The sequence below is a fragment of the Achromobacter aloeverae genome, assembly GCF_004121055.1.
In the GTDB taxonomy this organism is placed as follows: domain Bacteria; phylum Pseudomonadota; class Gammaproteobacteria; order Burkholderiales; family Burkholderiaceae_B; genus Bordetella_C; species Bordetella_C aloeverae.
The window spans coordinates 254,161-273,203 of the sequence record NZ_PYAL01000008.1; the positions used below are offsets into that span (position 1 = coordinate 254,161).

General features: G+C 65.1%; 16 protein-coding genes. 6 read left to right on the forward strand and 10 right to left on the reverse strand.

From position 1 onward, the window contains the following. Positions 1–44 precede the first annotated feature (44 nt). Positions 45–734 carry an alpha/beta hydrolase gene (locus C7R54_RS24675; RefSeq protein ID WP_129153362.1) on the forward strand — a complete coding sequence of 230 codons (690 nt, stop codon included), beginning with the start codon at positions 45–47 and terminating at the stop codon, positions 732–734. A gap of 19 nt (positions 735–753) precedes the next feature. Here the strand turns inward: C7R54_RS24675 and C7R54_RS24680 are convergent, their stop codons facing one another. Continuing rightward, positions 754–3,195: a bifunctional acetate--CoA ligase family protein/GNAT family N-acetyltransferase gene (locus C7R54_RS24680; protein ID WP_129153363.1), complete on the reverse strand. Its 2,442-nt coding sequence runs from the start codon at positions 3,193–3,195 to the stop codon at positions 754–756. 57 nt (positions 3,196–3,252) lie between these two features. Here C7R54_RS24680 and gltX point away from each other — a divergent pair, with 57 nt between their 5' ends. Continuing rightward, complete coding sequence (gene gltX, locus C7R54_RS24685) at positions 3,253–4,665, forward strand: glutamate--tRNA ligase (RefSeq protein WP_129153369.1); 1,413 nt, start codon at positions 3,253–3,255, stop codon at positions 4,663–4,665. Between the two features lie 76 nt (positions 4,666–4,741). On the opposite strand, the gene C7R54_RS24690 is transcribed toward gltX, so the two are convergent. After that, positions 4,742–5,284 carry a hypothetical protein gene (locus tag C7R54_RS24690; RefSeq protein ID WP_377815391.1) on the reverse strand — a complete coding sequence of 181 codons (543 nt, stop codon included), beginning with the start codon at positions 5,282–5,284 and terminating at the stop codon, positions 4,742–4,744. A 555-nt stretch (positions 5,285–5,839) separates the two neighbouring features. Here C7R54_RS24690 and C7R54_RS24695 point away from each other — a divergent pair. The 4 genes from C7R54_RS24695 (at position 5,840) to C7R54_RS24710 (ending at position 11,491) form a co-directional block, all read left to right on the forward strand. Continuing rightward, positions 5,840–8,782: a ribonucleoside-diphosphate reductase subunit alpha gene (locus C7R54_RS24695; protein WP_129153372.1), complete on the forward strand. Its 2,943-nt coding sequence runs from the start codon at positions 5,840–5,842 to the stop codon at positions 8,780–8,782. A 21-nt stretch (positions 8,783–8,803) separates the two neighbouring features. Then, positions 8,804–9,979, forward strand: coding sequence for a ribonucleotide-diphosphate reductase subunit beta (locus C7R54_RS24700; RefSeq protein WP_129153374.1), 1,176 nt, complete (start codon positions 8,804–8,806; stop codon positions 9,977–9,979). Between the two features lie 266 nt (positions 9,980–10,245). Further along, positions 10,246–10,791, forward strand: coding sequence for a histone H1-like DNA-binding protein (locus C7R54_RS24705; RefSeq protein WP_129153376.1), 546 nt, complete (start codon positions 10,246–10,248; stop codon positions 10,789–10,791). A 139-nt stretch (positions 10,792–10,930) separates the two neighbouring features. Further along, the gene (locus tag C7R54_RS24710) at positions 10,931–11,491 is read left to right on the forward strand and encodes a YggT family protein (RefSeq protein WP_129153378.1); all 561 of its coding nucleotides are present in this window, start codon (positions 10,931–10,933) and stop codon (positions 11,489–11,491) included. A 147-nt stretch (positions 11,492–11,638) separates the two neighbouring features. Here the strand turns inward: C7R54_RS24710 and C7R54_RS24715 are convergent, their stop codons facing one another. The 8 genes from C7R54_RS24715 to C7R54_RS24750 form a co-directional block, all read right to left on the reverse strand. Next, positions 11,639–12,148: an outer membrane lipoprotein gene (locus tag C7R54_RS24715; RefSeq protein WP_129153380.1), complete on the reverse strand. Its 510-nt coding sequence runs from the start codon at positions 12,146–12,148 to the stop codon at positions 11,639–11,641. A 176-nt stretch (positions 12,149–12,324) separates the two neighbouring features. Further along, complete coding sequence (locus C7R54_RS24720) at positions 12,325–13,266, reverse strand: carbohydrate kinase family protein (protein WP_129153382.1); 942 nt, start codon at positions 13,264–13,266, stop codon at positions 12,325–12,327. 26 nt (positions 13,267–13,292) lie between these two features. Continuing rightward, positions 13,293–14,738 (reverse strand): DUF3426 domain-containing protein, encoded by a 1,446-nt coding sequence (locus C7R54_RS24725; RefSeq protein WP_129153384.1) that lies wholly within the window; start codon positions 14,736–14,738, stop codon positions 13,293–13,295. A 25-nt stretch (positions 14,739–14,763) separates the two neighbouring features. After that, positions 14,764–15,693, reverse strand: coding sequence for a 50S ribosomal protein L11 methyltransferase (prmA, locus tag C7R54_RS24730; RefSeq protein ID WP_129153386.1), 930 nt, complete (start codon positions 15,691–15,693; stop codon positions 14,764–14,766). A 233-nt stretch (positions 15,694–15,926) separates the two neighbouring features. Further along, on the reverse strand, positions 15,927–17,273 hold the full coding sequence (gene accC / locus C7R54_RS24735; protein WP_129153390.1) for an acetyl-CoA carboxylase biotin carboxylase subunit: 1,347 nt from the start codon (positions 17,271–17,273) through the stop codon (positions 15,927–15,929). A 14-nt stretch (positions 17,274–17,287) separates the two neighbouring features. Continuing rightward, positions 17,288–17,746: an acetyl-CoA carboxylase biotin carboxyl carrier protein gene (accB, locus tag C7R54_RS24740; RefSeq protein WP_129153392.1), complete on the reverse strand. Its 459-nt coding sequence runs from the start codon at positions 17,744–17,746 to the stop codon at positions 17,288–17,290. Between the two features lie 95 nt (positions 17,747–17,841). Next, complete coding sequence (aroQ, locus tag C7R54_RS24745) at positions 17,842–18,276, reverse strand: type II 3-dehydroquinate dehydratase (RefSeq protein ID WP_129153394.1); 435 nt, start codon at positions 18,274–18,276, stop codon at positions 17,842–17,844. A gap of 239 nt (positions 18,277–18,515) precedes the next feature. Further along, entirely contained in the window at positions 18,516–19,031 is a 516-nt protein-coding gene (locus tag C7R54_RS24750; RefSeq protein WP_377815481.1) for a TlpA family protein disulfide reductase, read from the reverse strand. Between the last annotated feature and the right edge of the window lie 12 nt (positions 19,032–19,043).

The following is a 19,043-nucleotide window of genomic DNA, read 5'->3' on the forward strand; positions in this document are numbered from 1 at the left end:
CGGCATGCCCGCCCGCCCCCTTTTTTGCGATTTTTGGCCACGCCATGACTTCAGACACGACGCCCGACCTGCTCGACTGCATCGAACTCCAGACCGGCCCGCAACCGACCCATGCCGTCATCTGGATGCACGGCCTGGGCGCGGACGGCAATGATTTCGTGCCCATCGTGCCCGAGCTGCGCCTGCCGGCCACGCCGGCGGTACGCTTCGTCTTTCCCAACGCGCCCGTGCAGCCGGTGACGATCAATGGCGGCATGGCCATGCGCGCCTGGTACGACATTTTCAACCGTGACCTGGTGCGGCGCGAGGATGCGCCCGGCATCCAGCGGTCCGAAGCCGCCATCCGCGCCTTGATCGCCCGCGAGAACGCGCGCGGCATCCCGACGTCGCGCATCGTGCTGGCCGGCTTTTCCCAAGGCTGCGCCATGACCCTGCACACCGGCTTGCGCCTTCCGGAGAAGCTCGCCGGCATGGTGGCGCTGTCCGGCTACCTGCCCTTGCTGGACCTGGCCGCGGCCGAGCGCCACCAGGCCAATCGGGATACGCCCATCTTCATGGCGCATGGCACCTATGACCCCGTGGTGGAGCTGCCGCGCGCCACGGCCTCGCGCGACCAGCTGCAATCGCTCGGCTACGACGTGCGCTGGCACGACTACCCCATGCCGCACTCCGTATGCGCGCAAGAGGTGGCGGATATCGCCGCGTTCCTGCGGGAAATCCTGGCGGGCGGATAGCGAGGCGCCAGGCCGGAACTCAGCCGTCGTCGAGCCTGAGCCAGACCCGGCGCATGGTCGGATCGTCGTCCGGCGCCGGATCATTGGTGAAGCCCAGGCGCTGCATCAGCGTCAGCATCGGCCGGTTGGTCGCCAGGACCAGGCCGTCGATATACTCCAGGCGCTGCTCGCGCGCCGCGTCGATGAGCGCCTGCATCAACTGGCCGCCCAGGCCCCGCCGCTGCCAGTCATCGCCCAGCACCAGCGCATATTCCGCGCCGCGGCCGTCCGGATTGCGCAGGTAATGCGCCAGGCCGATGATCACCTCGTGCGGATGCCCGCGGTGGGCCGGGTTCGGCAGGTCCGTCGTCGCCACCAGCGCCACTTCGCGGTCGTAGTCCACCTGCGTATAGCGCGCCAGCATGCGCGGCGTCAGTTCCCGCATCATGGACACGAAACGCATGTAGCGGGACCGCTCCGACAGGTTGCGGATGAAGTCCTGCAGGGCCTCGCCGTCCTCGGGACGGATGGGCCGGATGACCCATGGCGTGCCGTCCGCGAAGGCGCGCTGCTGCACCAGCCGCGACGGATACGGATGGATGGCCATGTGCGGATAGCCGCCCAGCCGCTGGCTGTCGCGCGCCGCTTCCGCCGTCAGCGTGATCCGCAGCGACCGCGCGTACAGGCGCGTTTCGCCGGCGTACAGGGGGTCGATGTCCAGCGCGTCCACGTCGGGCAGTTCGGTGATCAGCGCCGACACCTGTACCAAGGCCTGCTGCAAGGCTTCGAATACGGCGGTGCCCAGCCGGGACGCCAACACCTTGCGCCAGATCCGGCTGCGCTCTATCAGTTGGCGCGCCAGGAAGCCGTTGAGCGGCGGCAGGTCCATGCCACGATCGGCCAGCGCCAGCACGGCATCGGGACCGCCAGGCCCAAAGCGGATGACAGGCCCGAAATGCGCGTCGCGCCGGACCCGTATCGCCAGGGGGCGCGACAGCGGTTCGTACAGGCCGACCGGCATGGTGTCCTGCACCGGCACCTGGAAGGCCACCAGCAGATCGCGCGCTTCGGACGGCTCCAGGATCAGGCGTCCCGCCGCGCGCGCCCGTGAAACGATGGCGTGGGCGGCGCCGTCGCCGCTGTGCATGGCCTGCGGCAGGGCCGTCTGCGTCTGCAACAGCAGTTGCTGGTTATAGAAGTGCGACGACAGCACGCCAAAAGCGTCGGCCGCCGACTCCGGCGTGCGGAAGGCCGACGTGCCGGCGTCATCCAGCATGCGCCGCAGCGGCCGCATGCCGGCATCGCCCATGAAACAGGACACGATGGGCTTGCGCGCGCGGGGCGCCACCTCGGCCAGCCGTTCGGCAACCGCTCGCATGTCCGCCAGCGCATCGGGCGCCAGCAGCACCAGCACGCCGTCCACCTGGGCATCGTCGATCAGGATATCCAGCGCCGCCTGGATCTTGTCCGGCGTCAGCGGCGCATAGGTAATGACCGGATTGGTCACCGCGGCGCCCGGCTCCAGCAAGGCCTCCAGCGCCTGGCGGCTGGCCGGCGCCAGGTCGGCGCGCTCCACCGCCGCGTCGGGTCCCAGCAGGTCCAATGCCAATTGCGGCGGCCCGCTGCCGTTGGACAGCAGCGCGACGCGGCGGCCGCGCGGGCGCCGCGTGTACCCCAGCACTTTCACCGCGGAGAACAACTGCACGAAATAACGCACGCGCACCGCCCCCGCCCGGCGCAGCACGGCGTCGAAAACGGCGTCGTCGTCCTTGTCACGGCCTGCCTTGAGCACCACCACGGGCTTGACCGAGGCGGCCGCCCGCAAGGCGCTGATGAACTCCCGCGCCGGCCCGACGTCTTCCAGGTACAACGCGATGCTGTCCGTGCGCGGATCGGTCGCCAGGTAGTCCAGCACCGGTCCCAGCTTGACGATGGCCTCGTCGCCCAGGGAAATCGCCGTGGAAAAGCCAATGTGCACGTCTTCGGCCCAGTCCATGACGGCGGCGATGATGGATCGCGACTGCGCCACCAGCGCCACCCGGCCGCTGCGCGCCAGGGTCGGATGCTGGCTGAAGTTGTAGCCCGCGTGGGGCCGCTGCACGCCGAAGGCGCGTGGCCCCAGCAGCTGGCAATGGTTTTCCTCGGCCCAGGCCTGGCACAAGGCCACCGTTCCGCGCGGATAGGGATCGGGTTCCTCGTGCGGCAGCACGATCAGGGCGCGCGGCGCGCGCGGCGCCAGCCGGCGCAAGGTCTCCGCGAACACCGCGGGCGACACGCAGACCAGGCCCAGGTCTGGCCTTTCGTGGTCGGCCAGGCCGGTCAACTGGGCGGGAATGTCCGGGGCCACGCCACGGACGACGTCGATGCGCGTGGTACGCGCCTGCAGCGCGTCCGGCAGGGTCGCCGCGCCAGGCAGCGGCCGGTCCGCGACGACGACCAGGGAACGGGGTCCGAAAAGGGAGGCGAGCGCGTGTCGAAGCATGGATTACGTACGCTATTCTAAAATGCGTCCAGAACGCAATATGACCGGCCTCTTTTCATGACCCAGCCTACCCCCAATCCTGCCCCCATCCGCACGCGGTTCGCCCCCTCGCCCACCGGCTTCCTCCACCTGGGCGGCGCGCGCACCGCGCTGTTTTCCTGGGCCTACGCCCGCCACCACAAGGGCACGTTCGTGCTGCGCATCGAGGACACGGACGTCGAGCGCTCCACCCCCGAGGCCGTGCAGGCGATCCTCGACAGCATGGACTGGCTGGGCATGCAGCCCGACGAAGGCCCGTTCTACCAAATGCAGCGGATGGATCGCTACCGCGAGGTGGTGGCGCAGATGCTGGCGGCGGGCACCGCCTACCACTGCTATTGCTCGCCCCAGGAACTGGACGCCATGCGCGAGAAAGCGCGCGCGGCGGGCCTGAAGCCCCGCTACGACGGCACCTGGCGGCCCGAGCCCGGCAAGTCCCTGCCGGCCGTGCCCGAAGGCGTCAAGCCCGTGGTGCGCTTCCGTAATCCGCGGACGGGCGCGACCAGCTGGAACGACATGGTCAAGGGCCCCATCAGCTTCGACAACGGAGAGCTGGACGATCTCATCATCGCCCGCCCGGACGGCACCCCCACCTACAACTTCTGCGTCGTGGTCGACGACTGGGACATGGGCATCACCCACGTGCTGCGGGGTGACGACCACGTCAACAATACGCCGCGCCAGATCAACATCCTGCGCGCCCTGGGCGCGCAGCTGCCCGAATACGGCCACGTTCCCATGATCCTCGGCCCGGACGGCGAGAAGCTGTCCAAGCGCCACGGCGCCGTCAACGTCATGGAGTACGACAACGAGGGCTATCTGCCCGAGGCCATGATCAACTACCTGGCCCGCCTGGGCTGGAGCCACGGCGATGACGAACTGTTCACCCGCGACCAGCTGGTGCAATGGTTCGACACCCGCCACCTCTCGAAATCGGCGTCGCAGTGGGATCCGAAGAAGCTCAACTGGGTCAACGCCCACTACATCCGCCTGATGGCGGATGACGAGCTGGCCGCGCGCGTCGCGCCGCGCATCGCCAAGCGCGGCGGCAAGCCCGACGCCGTCGACCTGGCCGCCGTCATGCACCTGCTGAAGGACCGCGCGGAAACCCTGGAACAACTGGCCGATGGCGCCATGCTGTTCTGCGGCGACTTCCCGGGCATACCCGCCGACCTGGCGGCCCAGCACCTGACCGAGACGGCGCGTGCCGCGCTGGCCGATTTCGCCCTGCGTGCGGCGGCCGGCGAATGGACCCGGGAAGCGCTCGCGGCCGCCATCAAGGCGGTGCTGGCGGAGCGCGGCCTGAAAATGCCGCAATTGGCCATCCCCTTGCGCGTGGCCGTGACGGGCCGGCAGCAGACGCCGGCCATCGATGCCGTGCTGGCGCTGCTGGGTCGGGACGTGGTGCTGGCGCGCCTGGGGCAGCTGTAGGGCAGGCGACGCGCCGGACCTGGGCAGGGGTCGAGAGGCTCGGCCCTGCGCTCCCACGGGCCAGGCCGGTGGCCGGTCAGGGCAGGCGGTAGCTGGACGCCACGCGCGTCGCGGTGATCAATTGTCCGTTCGGCTTGAGCTCGCGCATCTGCGCGCGCTTGCCGTCGATCTTCTCGACCTGGTAGCGATTACGGTAGATGGGATCGCCGATGTCGACCGGCTCGCCGTACGACGTGGTGGTCTGCATCGTGTAGACGCCGTCGGTATATGTCCAGCAGCCGGCTTCGCTCAAGGCGGGACGGACCTTCTTGCCGATTTTCAGCTGTGTCTGGTAGGTCATGCGCCCGTCGGGCGTCAGCACGGTCAAGGTCTGCAGGTTGCCGGCCACGCCACGCGGCGTCGACACCGAATACCAGGTACCGACCAGCGGCGAATCGGCGGCCACCGGCGTGCAGGCTACGGGCTTGGGCGACGCCGCAGCTTGCGGTGCCGCCGCGGCGGCGACCGGTTCGGGCTTCTTGACGGCGCATCCCGTCACAACCAACGTTGCGGCCACCATGCCACCGCACAAGAATCCGGCGGCGCGACGGCCACCGGAAAACACAACTCGACTGCTCATGAAATCCTCGAAACGTCGCAAAACCCCCGGAAAAGCCGGAAAAAAGGGCACTGCGACAGGAGACTTCATTCTGAATAGCCCGCTCGGAAGAATCAATCTCGGCATGGCCCGGCTTTGCAATTGCGCAACAGTTGCACAGCGATGCGATATGGCGGATCTCCTTGCATCGCGCCCGCGCGGCGACTGCCAGGGGCCGCTTGCGTCGCCGTCGCGGGCCAGTCATGCCTATGAATCCTGCGTGCGGAGCGGCTACTTCGCCCGCCAGCGCCCACTGGCGCGCATGCCCGGGACGCCGGCCGAGATGCACTTAACTTTTGTAACAACTAAAGGTCGAACTGTTATGATGCCGGGCTTGTAGCCAACCCTTTCCATCACTAGAATTAGTGCCTGGGAGCGGGGTAGCACACTACATCTTGTGGTCGGATGCCGTCAGAATCGGTTCCGTGCCACTGCCATAGCCGCGCGTCCACGATTGCCCCTCCCAGGCACCACTACATATATAGATATAGATAGACGCGACATTTCTCGCGTCTTTTTCTTCGCACAGGAGCTTCCATGCAGACTTCGATCGCCTCTGTGACCCGGCCCACCACCGCCGTGCCGCCTTCCGAAACCGAAAACGCCGCCACCAATGCGCAATGGGCCGGCTACCAGGTCATCCGCCGCAATGGCGCGGTGGTCGGATTCGAACCCAGCAAGATCGCCATCGCGCTGACCAAGGCCTTCCTGGCCGTCAACGGCGGCCAAGGCGCCGCCTCGGCGCGCGTGCGCCAGATCGTCGAAACCCTGACCAGCCAGGTCGTGCACGCGCTGGTGCGCAACCGCCCCAATGGCGGCACTTTCCATATTGAAGACATCCAGGACCACGCCGAACTGGCGCTGATGCGTTCGGGCGAGCATGACGTTGCCCGCGCCTACGTGCTCTACCGCGAAAAGCGTGCCCAGGAGCGCGCCGCCGCCGACCAGAAGGCCAAGAGCGCCGACACCGCCGTACCGGAAACCACGCTGAACGTGAGCGAGAACGGCGTCAAGCGCCCGCTCGACCTGGTCGCCCTGCGCGCCACCATCGATGCCGCCGGCGAAGGCCTGAGCGACTACATCGACGCCGCCGCCATCTTGAAGGAAACGGTCAAGAACCTGTACGACGGCATCCCGGTCGACGAAGTCTTCAAGTCCGCCATCCTGTCGGCGCGCGCGCAGGTCGAGAAGGACCCGGCCTACAGCCAGGTCACCGCCCGTCTGCTGCTGCACACGATCCGCAAGGAAGTCCTGGGCGAGGAAGTGTCGCAAGCCGGCATGGCCACCCGCTATGCCGAATACTTCCCCACGTTCATCGCCCGCGGCATCGAAGGCCAGCTGCTCGATCCCAAGCTGGCGCAGTTCGACCTGCCTCGCCTGGGCAAGGCGCTGAACGCCAAGCGCGACCTGCAATTCAGCTACCTGGGCCTGCAGACGCTGTACGACCGCTACTTCCTGCACATCCGCGGCCGCCGCATCGAACTGCCGCAAGTCTTCTTCATGCGCGTGGCGATGGGCCTGGCGCTGGGCGAAACCAAGCCGGGCGTGGACCGCGAAGGCCGCGCCATCGAGTTCTACGAGATCCTGTCGTCGTTCGACTTCATGAGCTCCACCCCGACGCTGTTCAATTCGGGCACCCTGCACTCGCAGCTGTCGTCGTGCTACCTGACCACGGTTTCCGATGACCTGGAAGGCATCTACGACGCCATCAAGGAAAACGCGCTGCTGGCCAAGTACGCCGGCGGCCTGGGCAACGACTGGACGCCGGTGCGCGCGCTGCGCAGCCACATCAAGGGCACCAATGGCGAAAGCCAGGGCGTCGTGCCCTTCCTGAAAGTGGTCAACGACACCGCCGTCGCGGTCAACCAGGGCGGCAAGCGCAAGGGCGCGGTCTGCACGTACCTGGAAACGTGGCACCTGGACATCGAAGAATTCCTGGAACTGCGCAAGAACACCGGTGACGAACGTCGGCGCACGCACGACATGAACACGGCGAACTGGATTCCCGACCTGTTCATGAAGCGCGTCATCGAAAACGGCGAATGGACCCTGTTCTCGCCGTCCGACTGCCCGGACCTGCACGACAAGTACGGCAAGGAATTCGAGCAGGCCTACCTGGGCTACGAAGCCCGCGTGGCCAGCGGCGACCTGAAGCTGTTCAAGAAGATGCCGGCGATCACGCTGTGGCGCAAGATGCTTTCGATGCTGTTCGAAACCGGCCATCCGTGGATCACGTTCAAGGATCCTTGCAACATCCGCTCGCCGCAGCAGCACGTGGGCGTGGTGCACAGCTCCAATCTCTGCACCGAGATCACGCTGAACACCAACGATTCGGAAATCGCCGTCTGCAACCTGGGTTCGGTGAACCTGGTCGCGCACATGAAGCCCGCGGCCAATGGCGGCTACGAGCTGGATCTCGAAAAGCTGGAACGCACCATCAGCATCGCGATGCGCATGCTGGATAACGTCATCGACATCAACTATTACGCGGTGAAGAAGGCGAAGGACTCCAACGAACGCCACCGCCCGGTGGGCCTGGGCATCATGGGCTTCCAGGACTGCCTGCACATGATGCGCGTGCCGTATGCATCGCAGGACGCCGTCGAATTCGCCGATCGTTCGATGGAAGCCGTGTGCTATTACGCTTACTCGGCGTCGAGCGCGCTGGCGCAGGAACGCGGCCGCTATCAAACGTATGAAGGGTCGTTGTGGGATCGCGGCATCCTGCCGCAAGACACGCTGGCGCTGTTGCGCGAAGCGCGTGGCGGCTATGTCGATGTCGATGCGTCGAGCACTCTCGATTGGAATGCGTTGCGCGCGCGCATCAAAGAACATGGCATGCGCAACTCCAATTGCGTGGCAATCGCCCCAACGGCGACGATTTCCAATATTATTGGCGTATCCGCCTGCATCGAACCGACTTATCAGAATCTTTACGTTAAATCGAACTTGTCCGGCGAGTTCACGGTCGTCAATGATTACCTGGTACGCGACTTGAAGAAACTCGGTCTCTGGGACGAAGTGATGGTCGCCGACCTCAAGTATTTCGACGGCAGCCTGTCCCGCATCGATCGCGTGCCCGCTGAACTCCGCAAGATCTACGCCACCGCGTTTGAAGTCGAACCGAGCTGGCTGGTCGAAGCGGCGTCCCGCCGGCAGAAATGGATCGACCAATCGCAATCTCTCAATATTTACATGGCTGGCGCATCGGGCAAGAAACTCGACGACACCTACAAGCTTGCGTGGCAGCGTGGTCTCAAGACCACGTACTACCTGCGCACGCTGGGCGCCACCAGTGCGGAAAAATCCACGGGCCGTGGCGGCGAACTGAACGCCGTCTCCAATGGCAATCCGGCTACTGCCTCCAGCAGCACGGCAGCGGCTCCGGCACAGAACTTGCCGGAACCCGAAGTCGTCGGGGCGGTTTGCACGATGCGACCGGGCGATCCCGGTTTCGAAGAGTGCGAAGCCTGCCAGTAAATGCCCCCGGAGAATTCAAGCATGATTAATTGGGAAGACGACAACGTCGCGCTGCAACCGGCGCAAAACTCCAACCCGGCAGCGGGCCTGCCGGCCCGTCCGGCCACCGGCGTGTTCGGCGACTCCGCCTTGCCGGCGGTGCAGGCGCAAGCTCCCTCGCCCTCGGGCGAGGGCACGTCCCATCGCGTCAAGGTCGCCGACAAGCGCATCATCAATGGCGAGACGGACGTCAACCAGCTGGTGCCGTTCAAGTACAAATGGGCGTGGGAAAAATACCTCGCCACTTGCGCCAACCATTGGATGCCGCAAGAAATCAACATGTCGCGCGACATCGCGCTGTGGAAGAATCCCAACGGATTGACCGAAGACGAGCGCCGCATCGTCAAGCGCAACCTGGGCTTCTTCGTCACGGCCGATTCGCTGGCGGCGAACAACATCGTGCTGGGCACCTACCGCCACATCACGGCGCCCGAATGCCGCCAGTTCCTCCTGCGCCAGGCGTTCGAAGAGGCCATCCACACGCACGCCTATCAGTACATCGTCGAAAGCCTGGACCTGGACGAGTCGGAGATCTTCAACGCCTACAACGAAGTCCCGTCCATCCGCGCCAAGGACGAGTTCCTCATTCCGTTCATCGAAGCCATCGCCGATCCCAACTTCAAGACCGGCACGCCCGAGGCCGACCAGACGCTGCTCAAGTCGCTGATCGTGTTCGCGTGCCTGATGGAAGGCTTGTTCTTTTACGTGGGCTTCACGCAGATCCTTGCGTTGGGCCGCCAGAACAAGATGACCGGCGCCGCCGAACAGTACATGTACATCCTGCGCGATGAATCCATGCACTGCAACTTCGGCATCGATCTGATCAACACCGTCAAACTCGAGAATCCGCATTTGTGGACGCCTGAATTCCGTGAAGAAATTCGCGGACTCTTCCTCAAAGCGGTCGAACTCGAATATGCTTACGCCGAAGACACGATGCCGCGCGGCGTGTTGGGCCTGAATGCACCGATGTTCAAGTCCTATCTGCGCTTCATCGCGAATCGCCGGTGCCAGCAGATTGGCATCGAAGCGCTGTTCCCGCAGGAAGAAAATCCCTTCCCGTGGATGGCGGAAATGATCGACCTGAAGAAAGAACGAAACTTTTTCGAAACCCGAGTAATCGAATACCAAACCGGAGGCGCGCTGAACTGGGAATGATCCCGCTCAGGGTGTCGAAGGCTGATAAGACCTAGCGGTAGGCGGTGCGGTGCACCGCCCACCCGCGCCATTTGAAATGGCTCGCGCCTCGTCGTGCGGGGGCCATATCAAATGGTTGTGCCGTATTCATTAGCGCACATCGTAGTGGCTGCCGCCCGCAAGGGGCAGCGGTATGCGCCGATGAATAGCCCGGGCAGCGACCCGCCATGTGGCGGGCCGGTGCACGGGTTTAAGTTCTGGGACCCCTGAACCTAAGGAGCAAAACCATGGCAACTGCCAAGAAAGCCGCCAAGAAGGCGGTGAAGAAAGCCCCGGCCAAGAAGGCCGCGGCCAAGAAAGCCCCGGCCAAGAAGGCTGCGGTGAAGAAGGTTGCGGCTAAGAAGGTCGCCGTCAAGAAGGTCGCGGCCAAGAAGGCTGTGAAGAAGGCCGTCAAGAAGGTCGCGGCCAAGAAGGTCGCCTCCAAGAAGGTCGCCGCCAAGAAGGCTCCGGCCAAGAAGGCCGCGGTCAAGAAGGTCGCCGCCAAGAAGGTCGCCAAGAAAGCTGTAGCCAAGAAGGCTGTTGCCAAGAAGGCCGTCGCCAAGAAAGCGACTGCCAAGAAGGCCGCCAAAAAGGCCGTAGCCAAAAAGGCGCCTGCGAAAAAGGCGCCTGCGAAAAAGGCTGCTGCGAAGAAGCCGGCTGCGAAGAAGGCTCCTGCCAAGAAGGCTGCCGCCAAGAAGCCGGCTGCTGCGCCTTCGACGGCTGCTGCCCCTGGCGCGAAGACGGCACTGAATCCCGCCGCTTCGTGGCCCTTCCCGACCGGCGGCCGTCCGTAAGGCCTGACGTCAGTCGAAGCAGTACCAGCGGTACCTGTAGCCACCTGGCCCCAAGCCAGGTGGCTTTTTCAATGCCGGGCCGCGATCATGCGAGAATGCGTGTTGCCGTGTAACCCTAACTTTGCGACCAAGGCGGCCCATGTTCGGCGATATTTCCAGTTTCCTACTCGACACCGTCTTCACCCTCTTCGGGGCCGCGCTGATTGCGCGGGCCTGGTTGCACGCCGTGCGCATGCATCCATTCAACCCCGTGGCGCGCGTGATATACCAAGCCACCAATTGGCTTGTGATGCCGCTGCGCAAGCTGCTGCCCGCGCGCGGCGTGGTGGACGGCGCCAGCCTGCTGGCCGCCTGGCTGACAGCCTTGGTCTACATGTTCCTCACGTGGCTGCTGGTGCTGGGCCTGGTGATGCCCATATCGGCCCTGGGCGCCGCCGTCCTGGTGTCCTTCCTGACGGTGGTGCGCTGGGCCTTCAACCTGCTGGTGTGGGTCACGCTGGCCCAGGCCATCCTGTCCTGGGTCAATCCCCTGGCCCCCATCATGCCGCTGCTGCAGACGCTCACCGATCCGCTGCTCGAACCCATCCGCCGCATCTTGCCGCGCGGCGGCATCGATTTTTCGCCCTTGGTCCTGGTGGTGCTGGGCCAGTGCGCGGTCATGGTGATCACGCGCATCAGCTACGCTATTTTTGCCCTTTAACGTTTGGCGTTCGACGCTTGACGCTTGACGGCCACCCGGCGATCGCCGGCATGAATTGAAAAGGCCTGGGTCCGGCTCGATGCCGGACCCAGGCCTTTGGACTTCATGGAGCCGCCCCGCGCTGCGCCAGGCCGGCTCCCGCCGCGCTTATTGCAGCGGAACGATACGGGTGGGGCCGTTGCCGCTGATCACCTGGACACGCTGGCCGACGCTGACGGGCACATCGGCGGCCTGGGCCACCACACGCGTTTCGCCGTTATCCAGCCGCACGGTGATTTCCAGGCCGGAGCTCGTGCCGACGCGGTTCTCGACGGCATTGCCCGCGAGCGCGCCCAGAATGACGCCGCCGACCGTGGCGATGGTACGGCCAGTGCCGCCGCCGACCGCATTGCCCGCCACGCCACCCAGCGCACCGCCCGCCACCATGCCGACGCCCGAGGACTTGTCGTTCTGGATGGTCACCGGACGCACGCCCGTCACCGTACCGGTGCGCACGATCTGCTCGCGCTGGGCCTGGTCATAGCTGTACACGCCGCTGGACGCCGTGTTATTGGCACAACCCGCCAGCAAGGCGACGGAAGTGGCAATGGCGCCCGCGGCCAGCCAGCGTACGGCTCGCGCCTGGGATGGAATAAGGGATGCTTTGTTTTGACTCATGATTTGCGAGCTCCTGGAACGGGTTTGCTGCGACACAGATAATACGCCTCCGGCTAGGGTAAACGAGCGCCGGACCATGCTCGAGAAATAGCCTGCAACGATTTCTTTACCTTAGTGCATAGGCCCATTCGAAAGTTTCCCAGGGTAGCCGGTGCTTGCACATGGCATTCCGATCTTCACAGCGGCAGGCTTATTCCATAAGACTGTTGCAAGGAATTACTGATTTCCTCACGCGACGGCTGATGGTTCTGCGGGCCGCGGGAGGCAATCTTGATGGCACCCATCACATTGCCCAGGCGGCAGCAGTCCAACCAGTTCCAGCCCAGGCTCAGGCCATACAGCAGGCCGGCGCGATGGGCATCGCCGCAACCGGTGGGATCCACGACCTGCGCCGCCGCGATAGGCGCAACCTGCTGTTCGCCTTCCTTGGTCCACAGGCTGGCCCCCTCTCCGCCGCGCGTGACGACGGCGGCTTGCAAGCCCCGTGCCAGCTCGGCAATGGTGCTGCCGGTGCGCTGTTCCACCACGCCCGCCTCGTAGTCGTTCACCGTGAGGACCTGCGCCAATTCCAGCATGCGACGCAGATCGGCCCCATCGAACAGGGGCATGGCCTGGCCCAGGTCGAAGATGAAGGGAATGCCGGCCGCGTGCAAGCGTTCGGCATGCGCGAACATGCCCTCCTTGGCGTCGGGCGCGACGATGGCCCACGCCGCCTTGGCGCCGCTGACATCGTTCTGCGCCGAGAAGCTCATGGCACCCGGGTGGAAGGCGGCGATCTGGTTGTCGTCCAGGTCGGTCGTGATGAAGCATTGCGCGGTCAGGGTCTGGGGGATCACCTTGATGTAGCTGGCGTCGATCCGCAGCGCCCGCAAACGCTCCAGGTAGTCGCCGGCGTCCTCGCCCACCGTGGCGACGGGGACCGGATTGCCGCCCAGCAGCTTGAGGTTGTAGGCGATGTTGCCGGCGCAGCCACCGTACTCCTTGCGCATGGACGGCGTCAGGAACGAAACACTGAGGGACTGGACGCGCTCGGGAAGGATATGTTCCTTGAAATGGCCTTCGAAGACCGCGATCGTGTCGAATGCCATCGAACCGCAGACCAGCACAGGTGATGCCATGGGGAATCCTTTATTCGGGGGAGAGATCAGGGAAAGAATTTGTCGAGTTGGTAGCCGTTGACCTGTGCGCCGGCGACGCGCAACGGGACACTCAGGCTTTGTTCGCCGCCGGCGGGGAAGGCGCTGCTCGCATCGGCGGGGAGGTAATCCTCGGGCCGCAACACCTTGCGCACCACCACGGTATCGGACAGGTCTGTCAGCTCCAGCACCAGCGCCGGCCAGGGCTGGGCCTTGTCGTAGCGATTACGCAGGGTCACGCTGAGAACCAGCCGCGTCGTGCCGTCATCGGTCGCGGCCGCGCCCGCGGGCGGCTGCAAGGACGATGCCGTGATGGAAATGCGCTCCAGCCGGCGCGCGTAGCCGACCTCGCATCCCAGCGCTCCGCATGCGGCCTGCAAGGCCGGACGCAGCGCCGGCACGGTGCTGGCCACCGCGGACCGATAAACGTAGACCCACTGGAGGCCCAGCACGCACAGGGCCAGCAGGCAGCCCACCGCCCACAGGCGGCGGACCAGGGCGGCGCGGCGCAGCCGTGATTCGTCCATGAAGACCGGCGGCGCCATGCCGGTATCGACGTCATCGTCGTAGCGGGTGCGTGCGTCGCCCCTTACCGGGATGTATGGGAAATTGCCGGGCTCTTCTTCGTCGTCGGCGCGGTGGTCGCGCGCCGGATAGATGTACACGCCATCGCGGGGGACGGCGTGGTCGTCGGGTTCGAGACGGCCATCTTCCTCGACGGGGTGGCCGTGCAGGTCATCATCGTATTGATCGTCCACGGGGTCGACGTAGATCGGACGGCGATGGCGTATCACCTGCGGGTCGTCGACAGGCTGGGCGCCGGAGCTGGCGCCCCCGACATCGTCGTCATCATCGAGCGGCTCGTCGTCATCTTCCGGCGCGTCGCGGGAGATGAACGTCGGCTCCTGGCGCCAGGTGTCCGAGCGGCCGCGCAGCACCGCCGGAGGCTGCGCCGGCAGGGTCGGCTCGTTGGCCCACAGGTGGGCGTCGGAGATGTCGTCCCGACCGGGAGCGGACGTGGGCGTGGGGGTTGGCCTGGACTCCGGCGTCGGTATCGGCTTGGATGTGGAAATGCCCGCGTCCGTCGGCATCGGGGCCCGGCCCGGCAGGGTCGGCTCGCGTGTCCACAGATGTGCGTCGGAGATGTCGTCGCGGGCCGGTGCCGGCGAGGGACAAGGCACGGGTGGCGCGGGCCGCGTATCCCACGGTGGCGCGGGATGCGTGGCGGGCGCAGGCGCTGCGGCTGGCGCGGGTGGCGTGGGCGTTGGCATGGACGTGGGCGCCGCCGTCGATGGAGGGGCCAGTGTCGGCATCTCCTCATCGACGATGGCCTCATAGCCATCGAACACCCGCGTGCACACCCCGCAACGCACCAGCCCGTTACGCACCCGCAGTTGGTCCGCGACGACCTTGAAGGCCGTACCGCAGTGAGGGCAACGTGTGGTCAGGGCCATGGCGCAAGCTCCGCTTCAGCGGCTGTCAGGCCCGGCGGCCATGCAGGCAAACCCAGCCATCCAGCGTGCGCCACACCGACATGGGCAGATACTTGGCATAGACCGCGCACACCTCCTCCGCCTGCCGTTCCAGGACGCCAGACAGCACCAGCGAGCCTCCCGGCGCGACCCGGCTGCTGAGCAAGGGCGCCAGCACCTTCAGCGGATTGGACAGGATGTTGGCCACCACGACATCGCTCACGCCGTCAGGCATGGCATCCGGCAGCATGGCTTGCAGATCGACATGATTGACGCGGGCATTCTCCAGCGTCGCGAGCACCGCCTGCTCGTCGATGTCCACCGCCACAGTAGGACCTGCCCCGAGCTTGCGCGCGGCGATGGCGAGGATGCCCGAACCACAACCGTAATCCAGCACCGTGGCGTCGCGCGGCAACGCCGCTTCCAGCCACGCCAGGCAAAGATGCGTGGTGGGATGGCTACCCGTGCCGAAAGCCAGGCCGGGATCAAGTTCGATATGGATGCCGCCACCGGCATCCGGCGCCTGGTCCATGCCAGGCACGGCGGGATCGTCACGATGCCAACTGGGGACGATCCAGATACGATCGGCGATATGGATGGGCCCGAACTGCGCTTGCGTCAGGCGCACCCAATCCGCGTCGGGCACGTCGCGCAGGGACCAGTTTGCCAGCGCACCGGCGTAGTCTTCGCCGAGGATGCCCAGGACTTCCTCGACGATCTGCGCGGGATCGGCGCCGTCCGGCAGCAGGGCCACGACCTGGTTGCGCTCCCAGGCGTGGACGTCGGGCTCCGTCCCGGGCTCGCCGAACAAGGGCTGCTCCTGGTCGGTGTCCCGGTCGGCGTCTTCCACCGATACCGACAGCACGCCGGCGGCCAGCAATTCGTCGGACAGGGCTTCCGCCTGCGCCTCGGGGCATTGGAGCACGAGCTCACGCATGATGATCTTCCGTCTTGAATACTTGAGGAGGCGGCACGCAGCGTGCCGCACCCCACGGCAACCGGCCATCCAAGACGACGGGCCGGCGCCTGGCCGCTGCGCCGGCGCCCGCCTCTCCGGGCGACAGACCGTCTTGTACCAGCCCCGCCAATAAAAAACCACGCCGGGCGGTTGACGCCGCTTGCTGCCCCCAAAAAACAGGGCCTCTCAGGCCCTGATTGTAATTGCAGCGCTCAGGGACGTTGCGAAAGCTTGTGCTCCAGGTAGTGGATGCTGGTGCCGCCTTCGATGAAGCGGGCGTCCTGCAGCAACTCGCGGTGCAAGGGGATATTGGTGGAAATGCCTTCGACCACCATCTCCGACAGGGCGATGCGCATGCGGGCCAGGGCCTGTTCGCGATCGTCGCCATACGTGATGACCTTGGCGATCATCGAGTCGTAGTTGGGCGGAACGAAATAGCCGTTGAAAGCATGGGAATCGATGCGCACGCCCGGGCCGCCCGGGGTGTGCCAGTTCGTGATGCGTCCGGGGCTGGGCACGAAACGGAACGGATCCTCGGCATTGATGCGGCATTCCAGGGCATGCCCCTTGAACTGGACATCGCGCTGCCGCAGCGTGAACTTCTCGCCGGCGGCGATGCGGATCTGCTGCTGCACCAGGTCGATGCCGGTGATCAGCTCGGTCACCGGATGCTCCACCTGGATGCGGGTGTTCATCTCGATGAAGTAGAACTCGCCGTTTTCGTACAGGAACTCGAACGTGCCGGCGCCACGGTAGCCGATCTTGCGGCAGGCGTCGGCGCAGCGGTCGCCGATGCGCTCGATCAAGCGGCGGGCGATGCCGGGCGCGGGCGCCTCTTCGATGACCTTCTGGTGGCGGCGCTGCATGGAGCAGTCGCGCTCGCCCAGCCAGACGGCGTTGCGGCCGCCATCGGCCAACACCTGGATTTCCACATGGCGAGGGTTCTCGAGGAACTTCTCCATATAGACTTCCGGATTGTTGAAGGCCGCGCCGGCTTCCGAGCGGGTCATCGTGACCGCGTTGATCAACGCCGCCTCGGTATAGACCACGCGCATGCCACGGCCACCGCCGCCGCCAGCGGCCTTGATGATGACCGGGTAGCCGACCTCGCGCGCAATTCGCATGATCTCTTGCGGATTGTCGGGCAAGGCGCCTTCCGAGCCGGGCACCACCGGGACGCCTGCCTCGATCATGGCGCGCTTGGCGCTGACCTTGTCGCCCATCAGGCGGATGGAGTCCGGCCGCGGGCCGATGAAGACGAAGCCGCTCTTTTCCACGCGGTCGGCAAAGTCGGCATTTTCGGACAGGAAGCCGTAGCCGGGGTGGATCGCCTCGGCGTCGGTGACTTCGGCCGCCGAAATGATGGCCGGCATATTCAGGTAGCTTTCGCGCGAGGGCGCCGGGCCGATGCAAACGGACTCGTCAGCCAGCCGGACATACTTGGCCTCGCGGTCGGCCTCGGAGTGCACGACCACGGTTTTGATGCCCAGCTCGCGGCAAGCGCGTTGAATGCGCAGCGCGATCTCGCCACGATTGGCGATCAGGATTTTTTCGAACATGGAAGCTATCGCTATCAGCCGATGACGAACAGGGGTTGGCCGTATTCGACGGGTTCACCGTTCTCGACCAGGATTTCCTTGATGACGCCGGACTTGTCGGCCTCGATCTCGTTGAGCAGCTTCATCGCTTCGATGATGCACAGCGGATCGCCTTCCTTGACCGTCTGGCCGACGTCGACGAACGGCGCGGCGCCCGGATTGGGCGAACGGTAGAAGGTGCCGACCATGGGCGCCTTCACCGCGTGACCTTGCACCACCGGCGCGGCCGGCGCCGCGGCGGGCGCGGCAGCCGCGGGGGCCTGGGCAGCCGGGGCGGCAGCCGCATAGGCTTCGGGGGCGTGGTACGCCACGGGCTGCAGGGTCTGGGAGAACTTGACGATGCGAACCTTGCCCTCACCCTCGGTGATTTCAAGTTCGGCAATGCCCGATTCGGCCACCAGGTCGATCAGGGTTTTAAGTTTTCGGAGGTCCATGAAGCTGCTTCCCGGTGTTTTGACGGCATGCGCCCGTGGTAAATGGTGGGTGCCGTACGCTTAGGTGGAGATGAAAAGCCTGGAAAAGTCGCGGTTCAATGCCGCGCCGCATACCGCAGAGCGGCTTCGTAGCCGTCCGCGCCCAGGCCAGAAATAAGTCCTACGGCCAGATCCGACAAATAGGAGTGATGCCGGAAAGGCTCGCGCTTATACAAGTTGGACAAATGTACTTCAACAAAAGGGATCGAAACCGCGGCCAATGCGTCGCGTACGGCCACGCTGGTGTGCGTATAGGCGGCCGCGTTGATGACGATGAAATCCGTGCCGTCCTGGCGCGCCGCCTGGATGCGATCGACCAGATCGCCTTCGTGGTTGCCTTGCCAATGCTGCAGCTTGACACCCAGCTCCCCCGCGAGGGCCACCAGGTTGTCATTGATCTGAGCCAACGTGAGGCTGCCGTAGATTCCCGGCTCACGGGTGCCCAACAGATTCAGATTCGGGCCGTGCAAGACCAGTATGCTTTGCGCCATTGCTGCTTTCCGGTCCTCGCGCGCCGTCCGACACCTGCTACCGGCAGGCATCCGGTCGCGCCAGGACCCAGTGATTGATAAATATTGAAGTACTGAATGTGGAGTACGGTGGAGTACTTACAAATACGGCGCCACAAGGACGCCGGGACTGCAGGCAGGTTAATCTGCCGCGAAAACCATCAATAAGGCAGCTTTTTACGACAATTCGCCTTATTTGTCCATGCCGGAAACAGGTCGAATCATGCACCCAGCGATTTCAACCGGGCGCTGATGTCATCTTCCTTCACCGTGCCCAGAACCTTGTGGCTAATTCCGCCATCTTTGTCTAAAAGCACTGTAAATGGCAAGCCCCCCGGCGCATTCCCCAGCCCGCGCATAAGATCTATGGCTGCCGGACCGGCTACCAACAAGGGGTATGAAACGGGAACTTTGGAGACAAATCTGCGCATATTATCGGCAGTATCCACCCCGATGCCGACGAAGCGCGCTTCAGGGTGTGCTTTGCTCAACGCATCCAGCGCCGGCATCTCCTTGACGCATGGCGCGCACCACGTTGCCCAGAAATTGATCAACACCGGCCTGCCCTTCCAGTCGCCCACCCGGTGGGAGGCTCCATCGAGGCCGGGGAATTCCCGCGTCAGCAGGTCCCGTGTATGGGTGCCGGCATCGGCCGCCAGCGCGGCGGGCATGTAGCGGGCCAGCCACGCACTGCCCGCGAGCGTCAGGGTGCGCAAAAGAAAGGTGCGTCTGTCCATGCCCGTGATATT